This window comes from Amycolatopsis sp. cmx-4-83, from assembly GCF_046548815.1.
In the GTDB taxonomy this organism is placed as follows: Bacteria; Actinomycetota; Actinomycetes; order Mycobacteriales; family Pseudonocardiaceae; genus Amycolatopsis; species Amycolatopsis pretoriensis_A.
Window position 1 is genome coordinate 537,299 of the sequence record NZ_JAEBEF010000005.1, and the last position, 13,941, is coordinate 551,239.

A 13,941-nucleotide genomic window follows, 5' to 3' on the forward strand; every position below is an offset into this window, starting at 1 on the left:
CACGTCAGCGACGCGGGCCCTTCTTGCCCTTCTTCTGCGCGTCGCGCTGCGCGGCGCGGCGATCCCGGCGGGTGCCCCCGCCGCCGCCCGCGGCCTGCGCGCCGCCCTCGGCGTGGGACTCGACCTCGCCGTCCTCACCCGGACCGGACAGCGTCACCCCCGGCTGCTGGCCACCGCCGCCGAGGCCCTTGCCGCGCAGGGCGGCCGGGACGGACTCGGTGTCGGTCGTCGGCGGCTGCGGCGGCGCCGGCCGCGCGTGCCGGCCTTCGGCCGCCTGGCCGTTGCCGGCGGCGACGCCCGTCGGCAGCGCCGCGGCTTCCTCCGCCGGCGGCGCCTCGGCCCGCTCGACCTGCAGGTTGAACAGGAAGCCGACGGCCTCCTCCTTCAGCGAGTCGAGCATCGCGCGGAACATGTCGAAGCCCTCGCGCTGGTACTCGATCAGCGGGTCGCGCTGCGCGAGCGCCCGCATGCCGATGCCCTGCTTGAGGTAGTCCATCTCGTACAGGTGCTCGCGCCACTTGCGGTCGAGGACCGTCAGCATCACCTGGTGCTCCAGGGTCCGCATGCCGTCCGGCCCGACGAGCGCGTTGATCTCCGCTTCGCGCTTGTCGTAGGCGTTGCGGGCGTCCTGGACCAGCGCCTCGCGCAGGGTGGCCTCGTCGAGGTCGCCGTCCTCCATGAGGTCGTCCCAGTCGACGCTCACCGGGTACAGCGTCTTCAACGCCGTCCACAGCTTCTCGTGGTCCCAGTCCTCGGCGTAGCCGTTGGCCGTCGCACCGTCCACATAGGCGTTGACGACGTCGACGAGCATGCCCTCGATCTGCTCGCGCATGTTCTCGCCGGCGAGCACGCGGTGGCGCTCGGCGTAGATCACCTTGCGCTGCTCGTTCATGACCTCGTCGTACTTGAGGACGTCCTTGCGCTGCTCCATGTTGATCTGCTCGACCTGGGTCTGCGCGCTCTTGATGGCCTTGGAGACCATCTTGTGCTCGATCGGCACGTCGTCGGGCAGCCGCATGGTCGTCATGACGCGCTCGACCATGGTCGCGTTGAAGCGGCGCATGAGCTCGTCACCGAGCGAGAGGTAGAAGCGGGACTCGCCCGGGTCGCCCTGGCGGCCGGACCGGCCGCGGAGCTGGTTGTCGATGCGGCGCGACTCGTGCCGCTCGGTACCCAGCACGTACAGGCCGCCGGCCTCGCGGACCTCTTCGGCCTCGGCCTTCGACTCCGCCTTGACCTGCTCCAGGACCTCGGGCCACGCGGCCTCGTACTCCTCGGAGTGCTCGACCGGGTCCAGGCCCCGCTCGCGCAGCACGTGGTCGGCGATGAGGTCGGGGTTGCCGCCGAGCACGATGTCGGTACCGCGGCCCGCCATGTTCGTGGCGACCGTGACGGCGCCCTTCTGGCCGGCGCGGGCGACGATCAGCGCCTCCCGGTCGTGGTGCTTCGCGTTCAGCACCTCGTGCGGCACGCTCAGCTTCACCAGCAGCTTCGACAGCCGCTCGGACTTCTCGACGCTCGTCGTGCCGACCAGGACCGGCTGGCCCTTCTCGTGCCGCTCGGCGATGTCCTCGGCGACCGCCTCGTACTTCGCGTCTTCGGTCTTGTAGATCAGGTCGGGCTGGTCGGCGCGGACCATCGGCCGGTTCGTCGGGATCGGCACCACACCCAGCTTGTAGGTCTGGTGGAACTCGGCGGCCTCGGTCTCGGCCGTACCGGTCATGCCGGCCAGCTTCTTGTAGAGGCGGAAGTAGTTCTGCAGCGTGATCGTCGCGAGGGTCTGGTTCTCGGCCTTGATCTCGACCTTTTCCTTGGCCTCGATCGCCTGGTGCATGCCCTCGTTGTAGCGGCGGCCGGCCAGGATGCGCCCGGTGAACTCGTCGACGATCATGACTTCGCCGTTGCGGACGATGTAGTCCTTGTCCTTGTGGAAGAGCTCCTGGACCTTCAGCGCGTTGTTCAGGTACCCGACCAGCGGCGTGTTCGCGGCCTCGTACAGGTTCTCGATGCCGAGCTGGTCCTCGACGAAGCGGACGCCCTTCTCCGTGACGGCGACGGTGCGCTTCCGCTGGTCGACCTCGTAGTGGTACTTCGAGTTGATCAGGTTCGTCTTCTCGACGCGCTCGCGCGAGCCCATCGTGGTGGTGTCGATGCCCTGCATCAGCGGCGCGAGCCGGGCGAACTCGACGTACCAGCGCGACGACTGGTCCGCCGGGCCCGAGATGATCAGCGGCGTCCGGGCCTCGTCGATGAGGATCGAGTCCACCTCGTCGACCACGGCGAAGTTGTGCCCGCGCTGCACGCAGTCGTCGAGACTCCACGCCATGTTGTCGCGCAGGTAGTCGAAGCCGAACTCGTTGTTCGTGCCGTAGGTGATGTCGGCGTTGTACTGGGAGCGCCGCACGTCCGGCTGCTGCTCCGAGAGGATGACGCCGACCTCGAGGCCGAGGAAGCGGTGGATGCGGCCCATCCACTCCGAGTCGCGTTTGGCGAGGTAGTCGTTCGTCGTGACGACGTGGACGCCCTTGCCGGGGATCGCGTTGAGGTAGGCGGGGAGGACGCAGGTGAGCGTCTTGCCTTCACCGGTCTTCATCTCGGCGACCTGACCGAGGTGCAGGGCCGCGCCGCCCATCAGCTGGACGTCGAAGTGCCGCTGGCCGAGCACCCGCTTGGCGGCCTCCCGGACGACCGCGAAGGCCTCCGGCAACAGGTCGTCGAGGGACTCGCCGTCGCTGTTCCGCTTGCGGAACTCCTCGGTCTTGGCCCGCAGCTCGGCGTCGGTCAGGTCCTTGACGTCGTCTTCGAGGGTGTTGATGTGATCGGCGATGTTGCGCAGCCGCTTCACCATCTTGCCCTCACCCGCGCGGAGCAGGCGGTTCAGCACCATCCGGTCGACCTCACTAGCTGAATATGAGCACGCCCAGGCCGGTCCCGGGCAGGTTCTCCCGCGGTGGCCGCCGTGTTCGGCGCCACCTTCCCACCCCCATCGTAGGGAACGGTGGCCGTCGTGTGCACACGCCGTACGTCCTGACATGCGGAGGGCCCGCACGCGAGCGCGTGCGGGCCGTCCGCAGAGGCCTCCTTAGAGCCGGCTCAGCCGAGCCGGATCACGCCGTAGTCGAAGCCTTTCCGCCGGTAGACCACGCTGGGCCGGCCCGCTTCGGAGTCGTTGAAGAGGTAGAAGTCGTGGCCGACCAGTTCCATCTCGTAGAGAGCCTGGTCCACCGTCATGGGCTCCGCGGTGTGCTGCTTCTCGCGAACGACGCGACCGGGCTGGTGACCGAGGTCGTCGTCGGCCCAGCTCTGCTGCTGGGGCAGGTGTACCTCGTCGGCACTCGCGAAGCCGTTCGTCTGCGGCAGGGCTTCGGGTGCTTCCAACACCGCGGTACTCGCGGCGGGACTGGCTGCGGCCGGGGATCCACCACCGGGCAGCATCGAGGTCGCTTCGGCGACCGATTCCGGGCGGCTGCGCCCGTAGTGCACACGCCTCCGGTCGTGTGTCCTCCGCAGCCGGTTTTCCAGCTTGGTGACTGCGGAATCAAGCGCTGCGTAGAAGTCGGCGGCACACGCTTCAGCGCGTACGGCCGGGCCCCGCCCCTTTCCGGTGATTTCGACGCGCTGGCAGCTCTTGGCCTGGCGTCGGTTGGGTTCGTGGAACAGTTCCACGTCGTACCGGATGACTTTCCTGTCGTAGCGCTCGAGCCGGGCCAGCTTTTCACTGACAAGCGCCCGATAGTGGTCGGGCACCTCCACGTTGCGGCCCTTAACGACGATGTCCATACACGACCTCCCTCGCTTCGATGACTGCGAGCTGTTGTGTTTTCACACGGCGCCGGTATTGCGGGGACGGAAGCCCGGATCGCGGGCCGAGAAGGAACTCGGGAACGGTTCACGACGTCTCGTGCCGAAAGCCCGAGCGCGGACTCAGCGCACCTCCGGCGCCAGGGACATGGGCTCGTCACCTCCCTGCCTGCGGGGATTGCTGATAGCGGAGCACGTTAGCTTCCTCACGCCCGTTGCAACAGCCCCCGAGCCGGGGGATGTCGAGGAATGAGACTCCGTCACCCCGCGCAGTGATCGCGGGATGAACACCAGAAAACACCCGCTGGTCGGACGCGGTGCCTTGATCGTCCGTTCACACGGACGGCGCACCACTGTCTGCAGGTCGACGCCGAGGGTGACGGCCTCGTCCGGCACAGCCGCCACCCCGGTGGAGTGGTGTGGCAGCCGAGTGGTCGTGATCGACACCCTCATGCCCGGACAACGGCCGCCGAGGCGCTCGCGTTCCCGGCTGGCGTCACTCGTGTAGGTGATGGGTGGGTTCACCCGGGTGCGGGCGTTCCGCGTGGAACCGGTACCGGTTTTCGCGGTGGGTTGGGCGGCCAGGTCCGTTGCGGGACTTCGGGTGTGCGTTTCCGCGGCCGCGGTGCCATGGTGGGGGCATGGACCCGCTGGACGCCGAGGCTGCGACACCCGCGCGCCGGGTGCTGCCCGGCCGGGGATTCACCCGGCCGAGAGCAGGGTCAGGACGGCGGAGACCGTGACCCCGGCCGCGGCCAGCGCCCTCGCGCAGGCGGCCGCGGTGGCGCCGGTCGTGACCACGTCGTCCAGCACCACGACCGGGTAGCCCGGCGGTGGGCGGCCGGCCTCACGGAAGCGCAGGCGGCCGGCCAGGTTGGCGACGCGTTCCGCGCGGCCGAGGCCCACTGCGTCGCGGGCGCTGCCGGCCAGTTCGAGTGCCGGGGCGACGGCGACTTCGACGCCGCGGGCGGCCAGGGCTTCGGCGGCGGCGTTCGCGAGGCGCTCGATGTGCGGGCCGCCTCGGACTCGCAATGCCGAGGGACGGCTCGGTGCTGGGACCAGGGTCACGCGGGCCGGCGCGGAAGCGGATGGGACGGCAACCTCGGCCGACGCCCGCGGTGGTGCCGCAGCCTCCCCCCACGCCCGCGACACGGATGCGCCCGCAGCCTCCCCCAGCGGCAGCTCCACCACCGCCTCCGCCAGCGCAAGACCCAGCGGGGGCGCCAGATCACGCCGCCCCCGCTCCTTGTACGCGAGCAGCAACCGCCGGCCCACGCCGCAGTAGCGGGCCAGGGAAAACACCCGCACCACCCCGGTCGTCGGCACCCGCGTGACCTCACGCACCGCGCCCCACACCACCCGGCAGCGGGCGCAACAAGGCTCGCCGCGCGCCCCGCACGCGGCGCACCGGCTCGGGATCACCAGGTCGAGCAGCTTCTCCAGCACACGGACAGTCTCGCGGCCACCACCGACAGTTTCGAACGTCCGACCGCCACCCACACGAGTGAAATCACCCCGGGTAGAACGGATCCGCGTCCTTCATCGTGTGCGCCTGCGGCCGCCACACCTCACCCAGCACCGACGCCGTCCACAAGCCACTCAAGTCGGCCACCACGATCTGGCGGCCCGGGGCCGCCGTCACGCCGTGGACCGGGGGCGTCAGGTTGGAGCTGTTGAACGCGTCCATGCGCTGGCCGTCCACCGTCACGCGGACCACCGGCTGGGACGGGGACTTCGTCACCGCCACCAGGTTGTCCTGGGCGACCCAGTCGACGTCGACCACGTCTTCGAGGTCGTGGGGCTGGAGGTGGCGGGGCTCGCGCAACGAGACCGAGTCGCCGACGCCGACCACCGAGGCCACCCACAGCTCGCCCTTGATCACCGCGGCCACGCGGGCGCCGTCGCGGGAGAACCTGAGCTCCGAGATCTCGCCCTGCTGGTTCAGGTCCGTCGCGTTGACGCCCAGCGCCGTCCAGACGCCGTTCTGGTTGACCACCATCCGGCCCACCGACAGGCGGTCGACCACCGTCCACACCTCACCGGTGCCGGGGCGCCACGTCGGGCGGCTCAGGGTCGAGCCGCCGAGGGCCACCTGGGACAGGTCGCGGCCCATGTCGCCGATCCGCAGGCGGACGCCGCCGCCGTCGCGTTCCACCACCGCCAGGCGCTTGCCGTCGAGGGACTGGGCCGCGCTCACCACGTCGTAGCCGCCGTTGCCGGCCGGGCCGGGGACCGGGGCGCCGTCGCCGAGGGAACGGACGCGGCCGCCGACCGTCATCAGGCCCGAGAGCTCCAGGTTGGGCGAGAGCGTCGCGCCGTACGCGGGCAGGTCGTTCAGGCGCCAGTCCGGGTGGTTCGGCACCAGCGGGGCGCCGTCGGCGAGGATCCGGATCCGCGCCGAAGTGACGTACTGGAGCGAAAGGACGATTTGCGCCGCGATCAGGTTCCGGGTGTCGTCGGACACCCCGGCCAGCCCGGTCAGCGGCACCACCAGCGTGCCGTCGTCGAGGCTCTTGACGTTCGTGTCGATCTCGACCGGCTCGCCGAGGAAGTTCTTCACCGCGCCGGCCAGGCTCGTCGACGGCCCGCTGACCAGCAGGTCCATCACCCGGCCCGGCAGCCCGGACTGCGGTTTCGCGACGACGTAGCGGCGGTCGGGGACGAACGTGTTCGACGACTCCGAGTAGAAGCTCACCGGGACCGGCGTGTAGTTCTCGCTGAAGTCGGACTCGGTCGCGTAGAGGTCGGCGGGCGGGTCGACGATCCGCCACTGGCCGTTCGCCTGCTTGCGCACCTTGACCTGCAGCAGCGCCGGGCTGAAGTCCGGCACGAACGCGTTGTTCTGGTCCAGCGTGCCGATGTCGCTCCCGCGCACGTTGACGACCTGGGTGTTCGGGTCGGGCTGCGGGTTCGTGTCGTAGACCGTGCCGAAGGTGTTCTGGATGATCGTCAGGCTGCGGCTCGGCCGCCAGCTCGCGCGGCCGGCGTCGTCGAGGTACGCGCGGGCGGCGGCGTTGTTCTGCCCCGGTTTGAGCGTCGCGCGGACGAACTCCCGGACCAGCGTCAGGGGGTCGAGGTCCGGCCGCGGCTCGGCCACCACGTCCCCCGAACCCTGGCCCTGGCCTTGCCCGGGAACGACGACGGGCTGCGATTCCAGCGGGACGTTCGCGCAGCCGGCGACCAGCACGAAACACAGCAAGGACACCAAAAGCCGTGACATGCGGGGCTTCGCCCCGAGCCGGGGGCTTCGCCACCCGGACCCCCGAAAAGACTGTGGTGTCACTGCCCGATTCCCTCACGTTCCGCGAAGATCGCTTCCGGCGCCGGCGTGACCTCGATGATCCCCAGCGGCACCTCCGTCGGGACGTGGTCCGGCGGCGGCAGGGTCAACGGCGAATCACCCGCGGGCACGTCCTGGCGGCGCGGCAGCAGCAGCCGGAAACAGGCGCCGTAGCCGGGTTCGCCCCACGCGTCGAGCTCGCCGCCGTGCAGGCGCGCGTCCTCCTGGCTGATCGCCAGGCCGAGCCCGGTGCCGCCGGTGCGCCGGTTGCGCGAGGGGTCGGCGCGCCAGAACCGGTTGAACACCAGGTCCGCTTCGCCGGGCCGCAGGCCGACGCCGTGGTCCCGGACCGTGATGGCGACGGCGTTCTCGTTCGCCCCGACGCGCAGCACCACCGGGCGGCCTTCGCTGTGGTCGACCGCGTTGGCGAGCAGGTTGCGCAGGATCCGTTCGACGCGCCGCGCGTCGACCTCGGCGATCACCTCGTCGTCGGGCAGCACCAGTTCGACCGAGCTGCCCGCGTTGCCGGCGATGACCCGCACCTGCTCGACCGCGCGGGTCGCGATCGGACGGACGTCGATGAACTCCGCGGCCAGCTCCTCGACGCCGGCGTCGAGCCTGCTGATCTCCAGCAGGTCGCCGAGCAGCGCTTCGAACCGGTCGAGCTCGTCGACCAGCAGCTCGGTCGACCGGGCCAGCCCGGCCGGGAACTGCTCGCGCGACGCGTGCAGCACGTCCGCGGCCATCCGGACGGTGGTCAGCGGCGTGCGCAGCTCGTGCGAGACGTCGGAGGTGAACCGGCGCTGCAGCCCGCCGAACTCCTCGAGCTGGCGGATCTGGCGCTGGATGCTGGCGGCCATCCCGTTGTAGGACACGGCGAGCTTCGCGAGGTCGTCCTCGCCGAGCACGGCGAGGCGCTGGTCGAGGTCACCGCCGGCGAACTGCTCGGCCGCCGCGGCGGCCGAGCGGACCGGCCGGACCACCTGCCGGGTCACCAGGTTCGTGATGCCCGCCAGCAGGAGCAGCAGCACGAGCCCGCCGACCAGCAGCGTGTTCTGCACGGTCGCGACGGTGTTCTGCTCGGTCGTCAGCGGGAAGAGCAAGTACAGCTGCAGCGGGCTCGCGACGGTGTTCAGCGGGATGCCGACGATCAGGTACGTCGTGCGCCCGCCCATCGTGTCCGGGACCGTGTGCTCGAGCCAGCTCATCTGGTCGGCCTCGACGAACTGGCGCAGCCGCGGCGGCACGTTCTCGAACGGGCCCGCGGACGCCGGCTCGTCGCCGGACTGGTCGTGGCCGCCGCTGGCGAGCACCGGGACGAACGTGCCCGCCGCCGACCCGGCCGCGTCCTGGCTGGTCGGCGTGATCGCGATCTTCTTCAGCGCGTTCTCGAGCCGGTTGGTCGTCGCGTCGCGCGCCTCGCCGCCGAGGCCGACCAGCTCGCCCGCCGCCGTCTCCGCCGCGGCGCGGGTCTGCGCGATCGCCGCGTCGCGCTTGGTGTCCAGCAACCGCTCGGTGATCTGGTTCTGCAGGACCATGCCCAGCACGAAGACCACGGCGGAGGACAGCGCGAGCGTCGACACGGTGACGCGGAACTGGAGCGAGTGCTTCCACAGCTCGTTGAACGCGACCGCGCGCCGGCGCGCGAAAACGACGACACGCCGCACCAGGCGTGCCGTCGAACGCGCGAACGCGGGGAGCCGTCTGCCGGTCTCCCTGGTCATCGACTCATCACGGCGGGCCTGCCTTGTACCCGACACCACGAACGGTCAACACCACCTCGGGGTGTTCCGGGTCCTTTTCCACCTTCGAACGCAGCCGCTGGACGTGCACGTTCACCAGCCGGGTGTCGGCCGCGTGCCGGTAGCCCCAGACCTGTTCGAGCAGCACCTCGCGGGTGAACACCTGGCGCGGCTTGCGGGCCAGCGCGACCAGCAGGTCGAACTCGAGCGGGGTCAGCGGGATGGCCTTGCCCTCGCGGGTGACCTCGTGCCCCGGCACGTCGATCGCCAGGTCGCCGATGGTCAGCGACTCCGCGGGTTCGGCCTCCGTGCGGCGCATCCGCGCCCGGACCCGCGCGACCAGCTCCTTCGGCTTGAACGGCTTGACGACGTAGTCGTCCGCGCCGGACTCCAGGCCGAGGACGATGTCCACGGTGTCGCTCTTGGCGGTGAGCATGACGATCGGCACGCCGGACTCGGCGCGGATCGCCTTGCAGACGTCGATCCCGTTCATGCCGGGCAGCATCAGGTCGAGCAGGACGAGGTCGGGCTTCAGCTCGCGCAGCGCGGGAAGCGCGCGTGAGCCGTCGGCGACCACCGCCGTGTCGAACCCCTCCCCACGGAGCACGATGGTGAGCATCTCCGCGAGGGCGGGGTCGTCGTCGACCACGAGAACACGTGCCTTCATGTCCACATGTTCGCACTAGTTCCGGCGGCCGGACGCGCGACCCGCGTGTTTGACCACCAGAAAGATCAAGATCGCCACCGGCCTCTGCTCCATCCGGGTGCCGGTACCGGCGGCTTTGGACGGTCCGCGGAGGCCGCGCGGGTGTTCGGCGCGGCCTCCGCGGACCTGCGAGGCGAGTTCTGGGAAACGGCTGGCCGGATGTCGCGGCAGTGCGTGAAAGTTGCGCAGTGCGCTACTCCGTGCCCCGTGCGCAACAATCGGACCTCCCCGCCCGGTCCGTCAAGCGATTCGCCCACTCAGCCGATAGGAAACGCACGAAACGGATAGTGTTGCGCTATGCGGAACCAGGACTCGGGCAACGCAACTCAGAGCCAGGTGCAGTCGGTCGACCGTGCGATCAGCGTGCTGGAGCTGCTCGCCCGCCACGGCGAAACCGGCATCACCGAGATCGCGGGCGAGCTGGGCGTCCACAAGTCGACGGCGTCGCGGCTGCTCAGCGTCCTGGAGTCCAGAGGGCTCGTCGAACAGCTCGGGGAACGCGGGAAGTACGCGATCGGGTTCGGGATCGTCCGGCTGGCCGGCGCCGCGACCGGGCGGATGGACCTGGCGAAGCTCGGCCGCGCGAGCTGCCTGACCCTCGCCGAGGAGCTGGGCGAGACGGTGAACATCGCGATCGCCGACGACGGCGTCGCCATCAACATCAGCCAGGCCCGCGGCGCGGCCGCGATCACCACGCAGAACTGGACCGGCCAGCGCACGCCGCTGCACGCGACGTCCAGCGGCAAGATCCTGCTGGCGTACATGGGCGAAGCCGAGCGCAAGCGGGTGCTCAAGCGGAAGCTGGAGCAGTACACGCCGCGCACGACGGTCGAGCCGGACGAGCTGCTGTCCGAACTGGAGCGGGTGATCGAAGACGGCTACGCGGCTTGCTACGAGGAGCTGGAACTCGGCATGCACGCGGTCGCCGTGCCGATCCACGGCCCCGGCGGTGACGTCGTCGCCGCGATGAGCGCTTCCGGTCCGGCGTACCGGCTTTCGAAGCAGCGGGTGAAGCAGGTCGTGCGCCCGATGACCGAGGCGGCGGACGAACTTTCCGCGCAGCTCGGGTACTTCCGGGACTAGGCGTACAGCCGGGCCATCGCCGCGACGGTCTTTCCCATGTGCGCCACCAGTTCCGGCGGCGCGAGCACCTGCGCGTCCGCGCCGAGCCGCAGCAGCCCGGTGGCCGCGTGCGGCACGCTTTCCAGGGGTACGCGGGCGCGGCGCCAGCCCTCGGCGTCCTCGGGGCCGAGCGTGCGCGAGACGAGCCGGGCGGCCTTCGGGCCGAGGACGTCCGGCAGGGCCGCGATCCCGGCCGGCTTGAGCCGGACGACGGCGGTCTCGTCGATTTCGCTTTCCTCGTACCGTTCCACGTGCGCGCGCCAGAAGTCCGCGAGCTCGAAGCCGGCCGGCCGGGTGAAGTGTTCGTCGAGCGGCCGCAGGTCTTCGACGTTCGAGACGCGGTAGGTCCGCGGCTCCGGCCCGGCGACGAGGTACCAGACGCCGGCCTTCAGGACGAGGCCGAGCGGGTGCAGCCGCCGCGTCACGACGCCGGGAGACGGCGACCAGCGGCGGTACCGGACCTCGACGACCCGGTCCTGCCACAGCGCTTCCGCGGCGGCGAGCAGCCGAGGCACCGGGTCTGCTTCGCGGTACCAGCCGGGCGCGTCGAGGTGGAAGCGTTCCCGGATGCGCAGCGACGCGTCCCGGTACGGCGTCGGCAGCGCCGCCATCAGCTTCAGCTCGGCGGCCGCCACCTGCGCGCCGAGTCCCAGTTCGGCGGCCGGCTGCGGCAAGCCGGTGAGGAACAGCGAACCCGCTTCCCCTTCGGTCAGCCCGGTCAGCCGCGTCCGGTAGCCGTCCACCAGCTGGTAGCCGCCGTTCGGGCCGCCTTCGGCGTAGATCGGGACGCCCGCGGCGGCGAGCGCTTCGACGTCGCGGTACACCGTCCGCGCGGTCACGCCGAGCTCCGCCGCCAGCCGCGCGGCGCTCAGCCGCCCGCGGTTCTGCAGCAGCAACACCAGGGACACCAGCCGGCTCGCACGCACCCGCCGGAGTTTGCCGGCTACCACTGACAAAAGGTGTCAGTGGTGCGGCCCCAAGCTCTTCCTCATGAACGACTTCGACTTCTTCATCGGCTCCTGGACCGTCACGAACCGACGGCTCGGGACGCTCCTCGCCGGCAGCGACGACTGGACCGAATTCCCCGGCACGTCGACCTGCTGGTCCCTCTTCGAGGGCCGCGGCAACGTGGACGAGATCACCTTCCCCACCCTCGGTTCCCGCGGCTGCACCCTCCGGCTCTTCGACGTCGAGCGCGAAGAGTGGTCGCTGTACTGGGCCAGCAGCCGCGACGGCTTGCTGCAGCCGCCGGTCACCGGCGCGTTCAAGGACGGCCGCGGCGACTTCTACGGCGACGACACCTACGAGGGGACGCCGATCAAGGTGCACTACGCCTGGACGGGCACGACGACGGGCTCGCCGCGGTGGGAGCAGGCGTTCTCGACCGACGGCGGCCGGACCTGGGAGTCCAACTGGGTCATGGAGTTCGCCCGCGCTTGACAAGCGCGTCGCGCACCACGCACGTTGTTGCCGAGGGCGCAACTTCGGAGGGTGCCATGACGCACTACGACGTCATCGTCGTCGGGCTCGGCGGCATGGGCAGCGCGGCCGCGTACCGGCTGGCGCAACGCGGGCAGCGGGTGCTCGGCATCGACCAGTTCGCGCCGGTGCACAACCGCGGGTCGAGCCACGGCGGTTCGCGCATCACGCGCCAGGCGTACCTCGAAGGGCCGGAGTACGTACCGCTCCTGCTGCGCGCGCACGAACTGTGGGACGGCCTCGAACGCGACAGCGGACGGCGGCTGTTCACCCGCTGCGGCGGCGTCATGGTCGGCACGGCGGACTCGCGGACGATCACCGGCAGCCTGGCCTCGGCGGCGGCCTTCGCCATCCCGCACGAACTCCTGGACGCGCGGGAAGTCCGGCGGCGGTTCCCGACCATGGCGCCGTCGCCGGACGAGGTCGCGCTGTACGAGCCGGGCGCCGGGCTCGTGTCGCCCGAGGGCAGCGTCGCGGCGCACCTTCAGCTCGCCGCGCGCAGCGGTGCCGAACTGCACCACGAAGAGAAGGTCTTCACCTGGAGCACGCCGGCCGGCGGGGTGCGCGTCGGGACGTCGCACAACTACTACACGGCGGACCGGCTGGTGCTGTGCCCCGGCGCGTGGGCCGGCGAACTGCTGCGTGACTTCGGCGTCGAATTCACGGTCCGGCGGCAGGTGCAGTACTGGTTCGCGCCTTCGGGCGGGGTCGAGCCGTTCCAGCGGCACCCGGTGTACATCTGGGAAGGCGAGGACTACACGTTCTACGGTTTCCCGGCGCACAACGCGCCCGCGGACGGCGTCAAGGTCGCGTTCCACAGCGGGGGCAGCGTGTGCACGCCCGAGGGCATCGAGCGCGCGGTGACCGGCGACGAGGTCCACCGGATCGCGACGGCGGTGAAGCGGCACCTGCCGACGCTGCCCGGCGCGTTCCTCCGCGCGGCGACGTGCATGTACACCGACACCGCCGACGAAAGCTTCGTGCTGGCACCACACCCTTCCGAGGAACGGGTGGTGCTCGCCTGCGGCTTTTCCGGCCACGGCTTCAAGTTCGCGCCGGTGGTCGGCGAGGTCCTCGCGGACCTGGTCGTCGACGGCACCACCCCGTACCCGATCGAGCGGTTCGACCCGGCGCGGTTACTGGCCTAGCACCGTCGTCGCGAGCGTTTCGTGGTCGACACCGGCGACGCCGTCCAGGACGTGCCACGGCGCGAGCCAGCCCGACGCGGCCAGCTCGTCGTACACGTCGGCGCAGCGCTGCTGCAGGCCGTCGTCGGTTTCGAAGGCGTCGCGCTCGCGGTCGGTCTCGGCCGCGGCACGGCGTTCGGCGCGCTCGGCCGCCACCGCGGGCGCGACCCGCAGCAGCAGGTGCGCGTCCGGTCGGGGCAAGCCGAAGCGGTCGACTTCCAGCTCCCACACCCACCGCACGACGTCGCCGGTCGCGTCCTGGCGCAGCCGCGCGGCCGCGTACGCGGCGTTCGAAGCGACGTACCGGTCGAGCAGGACGACGTCGTGGGCGTCCCGCAGCGCGCGGATGTCGTCCGCGGCCCCGCTGCGGTCCAGCGCGTAGAGCACGGCCATGCCGTACACCGAGTCGGCGAGGTCGCCGTGCCCGCGGTGCAGCGCCTCCTTGACGAGGTCGGCGTGCACGCTCTTGCCGTAGCGCGGGAACGCCAGCGACGCGACGCTCGCACCCTGGGCGCCCAGCGCCGCCGTCAGCCCGTCGGTCAACGTGCGCTTGCCCGCGCCGTCGAGCCCTTCGATGACCACCAATCGACCCACGGCCGCAACAGTAGCGTTGGTGGACCGGCG

General features: G+C 70.9%; 11 protein-coding genes. 3 read left to right on the forward strand and 8 right to left on the reverse strand.

Annotation, left to right across the window (positions count from 1 at the left end; translation table 11 throughout):
* Window positions 1-4: 4 nt before the first annotated feature.
* From secA to mtrA, 6 genes are all read right to left on the reverse strand, one after another.
* A complete protein-coding gene (secA, locus tag ACLJQM_RS18360) occupies window positions 5-2,887 on the reverse strand; it encodes a preprotein translocase subunit SecA (protein WP_410632119.1) in 2,883 nt (960 codons plus the stop codon).
* Between the two features lie 206 nt (window positions 2,888-3,093).
* Window positions 3,094-3,780 carry a ribosome hibernation-promoting factor, HPF/YfiA family gene (gene hpf / locus ACLJQM_RS18365; protein ID WP_247018838.1) on the reverse strand — a complete coding sequence of 229 codons (687 nt, stop codon included), beginning with the start codon at window positions 3,778-3,780 and terminating at the stop codon, window positions 3,094-3,096.
* A gap of 723 nt (window positions 3,781-4,503) precedes the next feature.
* Window positions 4,504-5,247, reverse strand: a complete 744-nt coding sequence (locus tag ACLJQM_RS18370; RefSeq protein WP_410632120.1) for a ComF family protein — start codon at window positions 5,245-5,247, stop codon at window positions 4,504-4,506.
* Between the two features lie 64 nt (window positions 5,248-5,311).
* Entirely contained in the window at window positions 5,312-7,021 is a 1,710-nt protein-coding gene (locus tag ACLJQM_RS18375) for an LpqB family beta-propeller domain-containing protein (RefSeq protein ID WP_410632121.1), read from the reverse strand.
* Between the two features lie 59 nt (window positions 7,022-7,080).
* Window positions 7,081-8,805: an MtrAB system histidine kinase MtrB gene (mtrB, locus tag ACLJQM_RS18380; protein WP_360765019.1), complete on the reverse strand. Its 1,725-nt coding sequence runs from the start codon at window positions 8,803-8,805 to the stop codon at window positions 7,081-7,083.
* Between the two features lie 7 nt (window positions 8,806-8,812).
* Window positions 8,813-9,490, reverse strand: coding sequence for an MtrAB system response regulator MtrA (mtrA, locus tag ACLJQM_RS18385; protein ID WP_005150760.1), 678 nt, complete (start codon window positions 9,488-9,490; stop codon window positions 8,813-8,815).
* A 336-nt stretch (window positions 9,491-9,826) separates the two neighbouring features.
* Between mtrA and ACLJQM_RS18390 the strand changes: the two genes are divergently transcribed.
* Window positions 9,827-10,612 (forward strand): IclR family transcriptional regulator, encoded by a 786-nt coding sequence (locus tag ACLJQM_RS18390; RefSeq protein WP_247018832.1) that lies wholly within the window; start codon window positions 9,827-9,829, stop codon window positions 10,610-10,612.
* Here the strand turns inward: ACLJQM_RS18390 and ACLJQM_RS18395 are convergent.
* Entirely contained in the window at window positions 10,609-11,577 is a 969-nt protein-coding gene (locus ACLJQM_RS18395) for a helix-turn-helix transcriptional regulator (protein ID WP_410632122.1), read from the reverse strand. The two genes, ACLJQM_RS18390 and ACLJQM_RS18395, sit on opposite strands and share 4 nt — an antisense overlap.
* Before the next feature lie 64 nt (window positions 11,578-11,641).
* Between ACLJQM_RS18395 and ACLJQM_RS18400 the strand changes: the two genes are divergently transcribed.
* Both ACLJQM_RS18400 and solA read left to right on the forward strand, forming a co-directional pair.
* A complete protein-coding gene (locus ACLJQM_RS18400) occupies window positions 11,642-12,091 on the forward strand; it encodes a hypothetical protein (RefSeq protein WP_360765012.1) in 450 nt (149 codons plus the stop codon).
* 56 nt (window positions 12,092-12,147) lie between these two features.
* Window positions 12,148-13,278, forward strand: coding sequence for an N-methyl-L-tryptophan oxidase (gene solA, locus ACLJQM_RS18405; protein ID WP_410632123.1), 1,131 nt, complete (start codon window positions 12,148-12,150; stop codon window positions 13,276-13,278).
* Here the strand turns inward: solA and ACLJQM_RS18410 are convergent.
* The gene (locus tag ACLJQM_RS18410; protein ID WP_410632192.1) at window positions 13,267-13,899 is read right to left on the reverse strand and encodes a dTMP kinase; all 633 of its coding nucleotides are present in this window, start codon (window positions 13,897-13,899) and stop codon (window positions 13,267-13,269) included. The genes solA and ACLJQM_RS18410 overlap by 12 nt on opposite strands.
* Between the last annotated feature and the right edge of the window lie 42 nt (window positions 13,900-13,941).

Coding starts and splice junctions, on each gene's coding strand:
- ACLJQM_RS18390 (WP_247018832.1), top strand. CDS start 9,827: ATGCGGAACCAGGACTCGGGCAACGCAACTCAGAGCCAGGTGCAGTCG.
- solA (WP_410632123.1), top strand. CDS start 12,148: ATGACGCACTACGACGTCATCGTCGTCGGGCTCGGCGGCATGGGCAGC.
- hpf (WP_247018838.1), bottom strand. CDS start 3,780: ATGGACATCGTCGTTAAGGGCCGCAACGTGGAGGTGCCCGACCACTAT.
- mtrB (WP_360765019.1), bottom strand. CDS start 8,805: ATGACCAGGGAGACCGGCAGACGGCTCCCCGCGTTCGCGCGTTCGACG.
- mtrA (WP_005150760.1), bottom strand. CDS start 9,490: ATGAAGGCACGTGTTCTCGTGGTCGACGACGACCCCGCCCTCGCGGAG.
- ACLJQM_RS18400 (WP_360765012.1), top strand. CDS start 11,642: ATGAACGACTTCGACTTCTTCATCGGCTCCTGGACCGTCACGAACCGA.
- secA (WP_410632119.1), bottom strand. CDS start 2,887: ATGGTGCTGAACCGCCTGCTCCGCGCGGGTGAGGGCAAGATGGTGAAG.
- ACLJQM_RS18375 (WP_410632121.1), bottom strand. CDS start 7,021: ATGTCACGGCTTTTGGTGTCCTTGCTGTGTTTCGTGCTGGTCGCCGGC.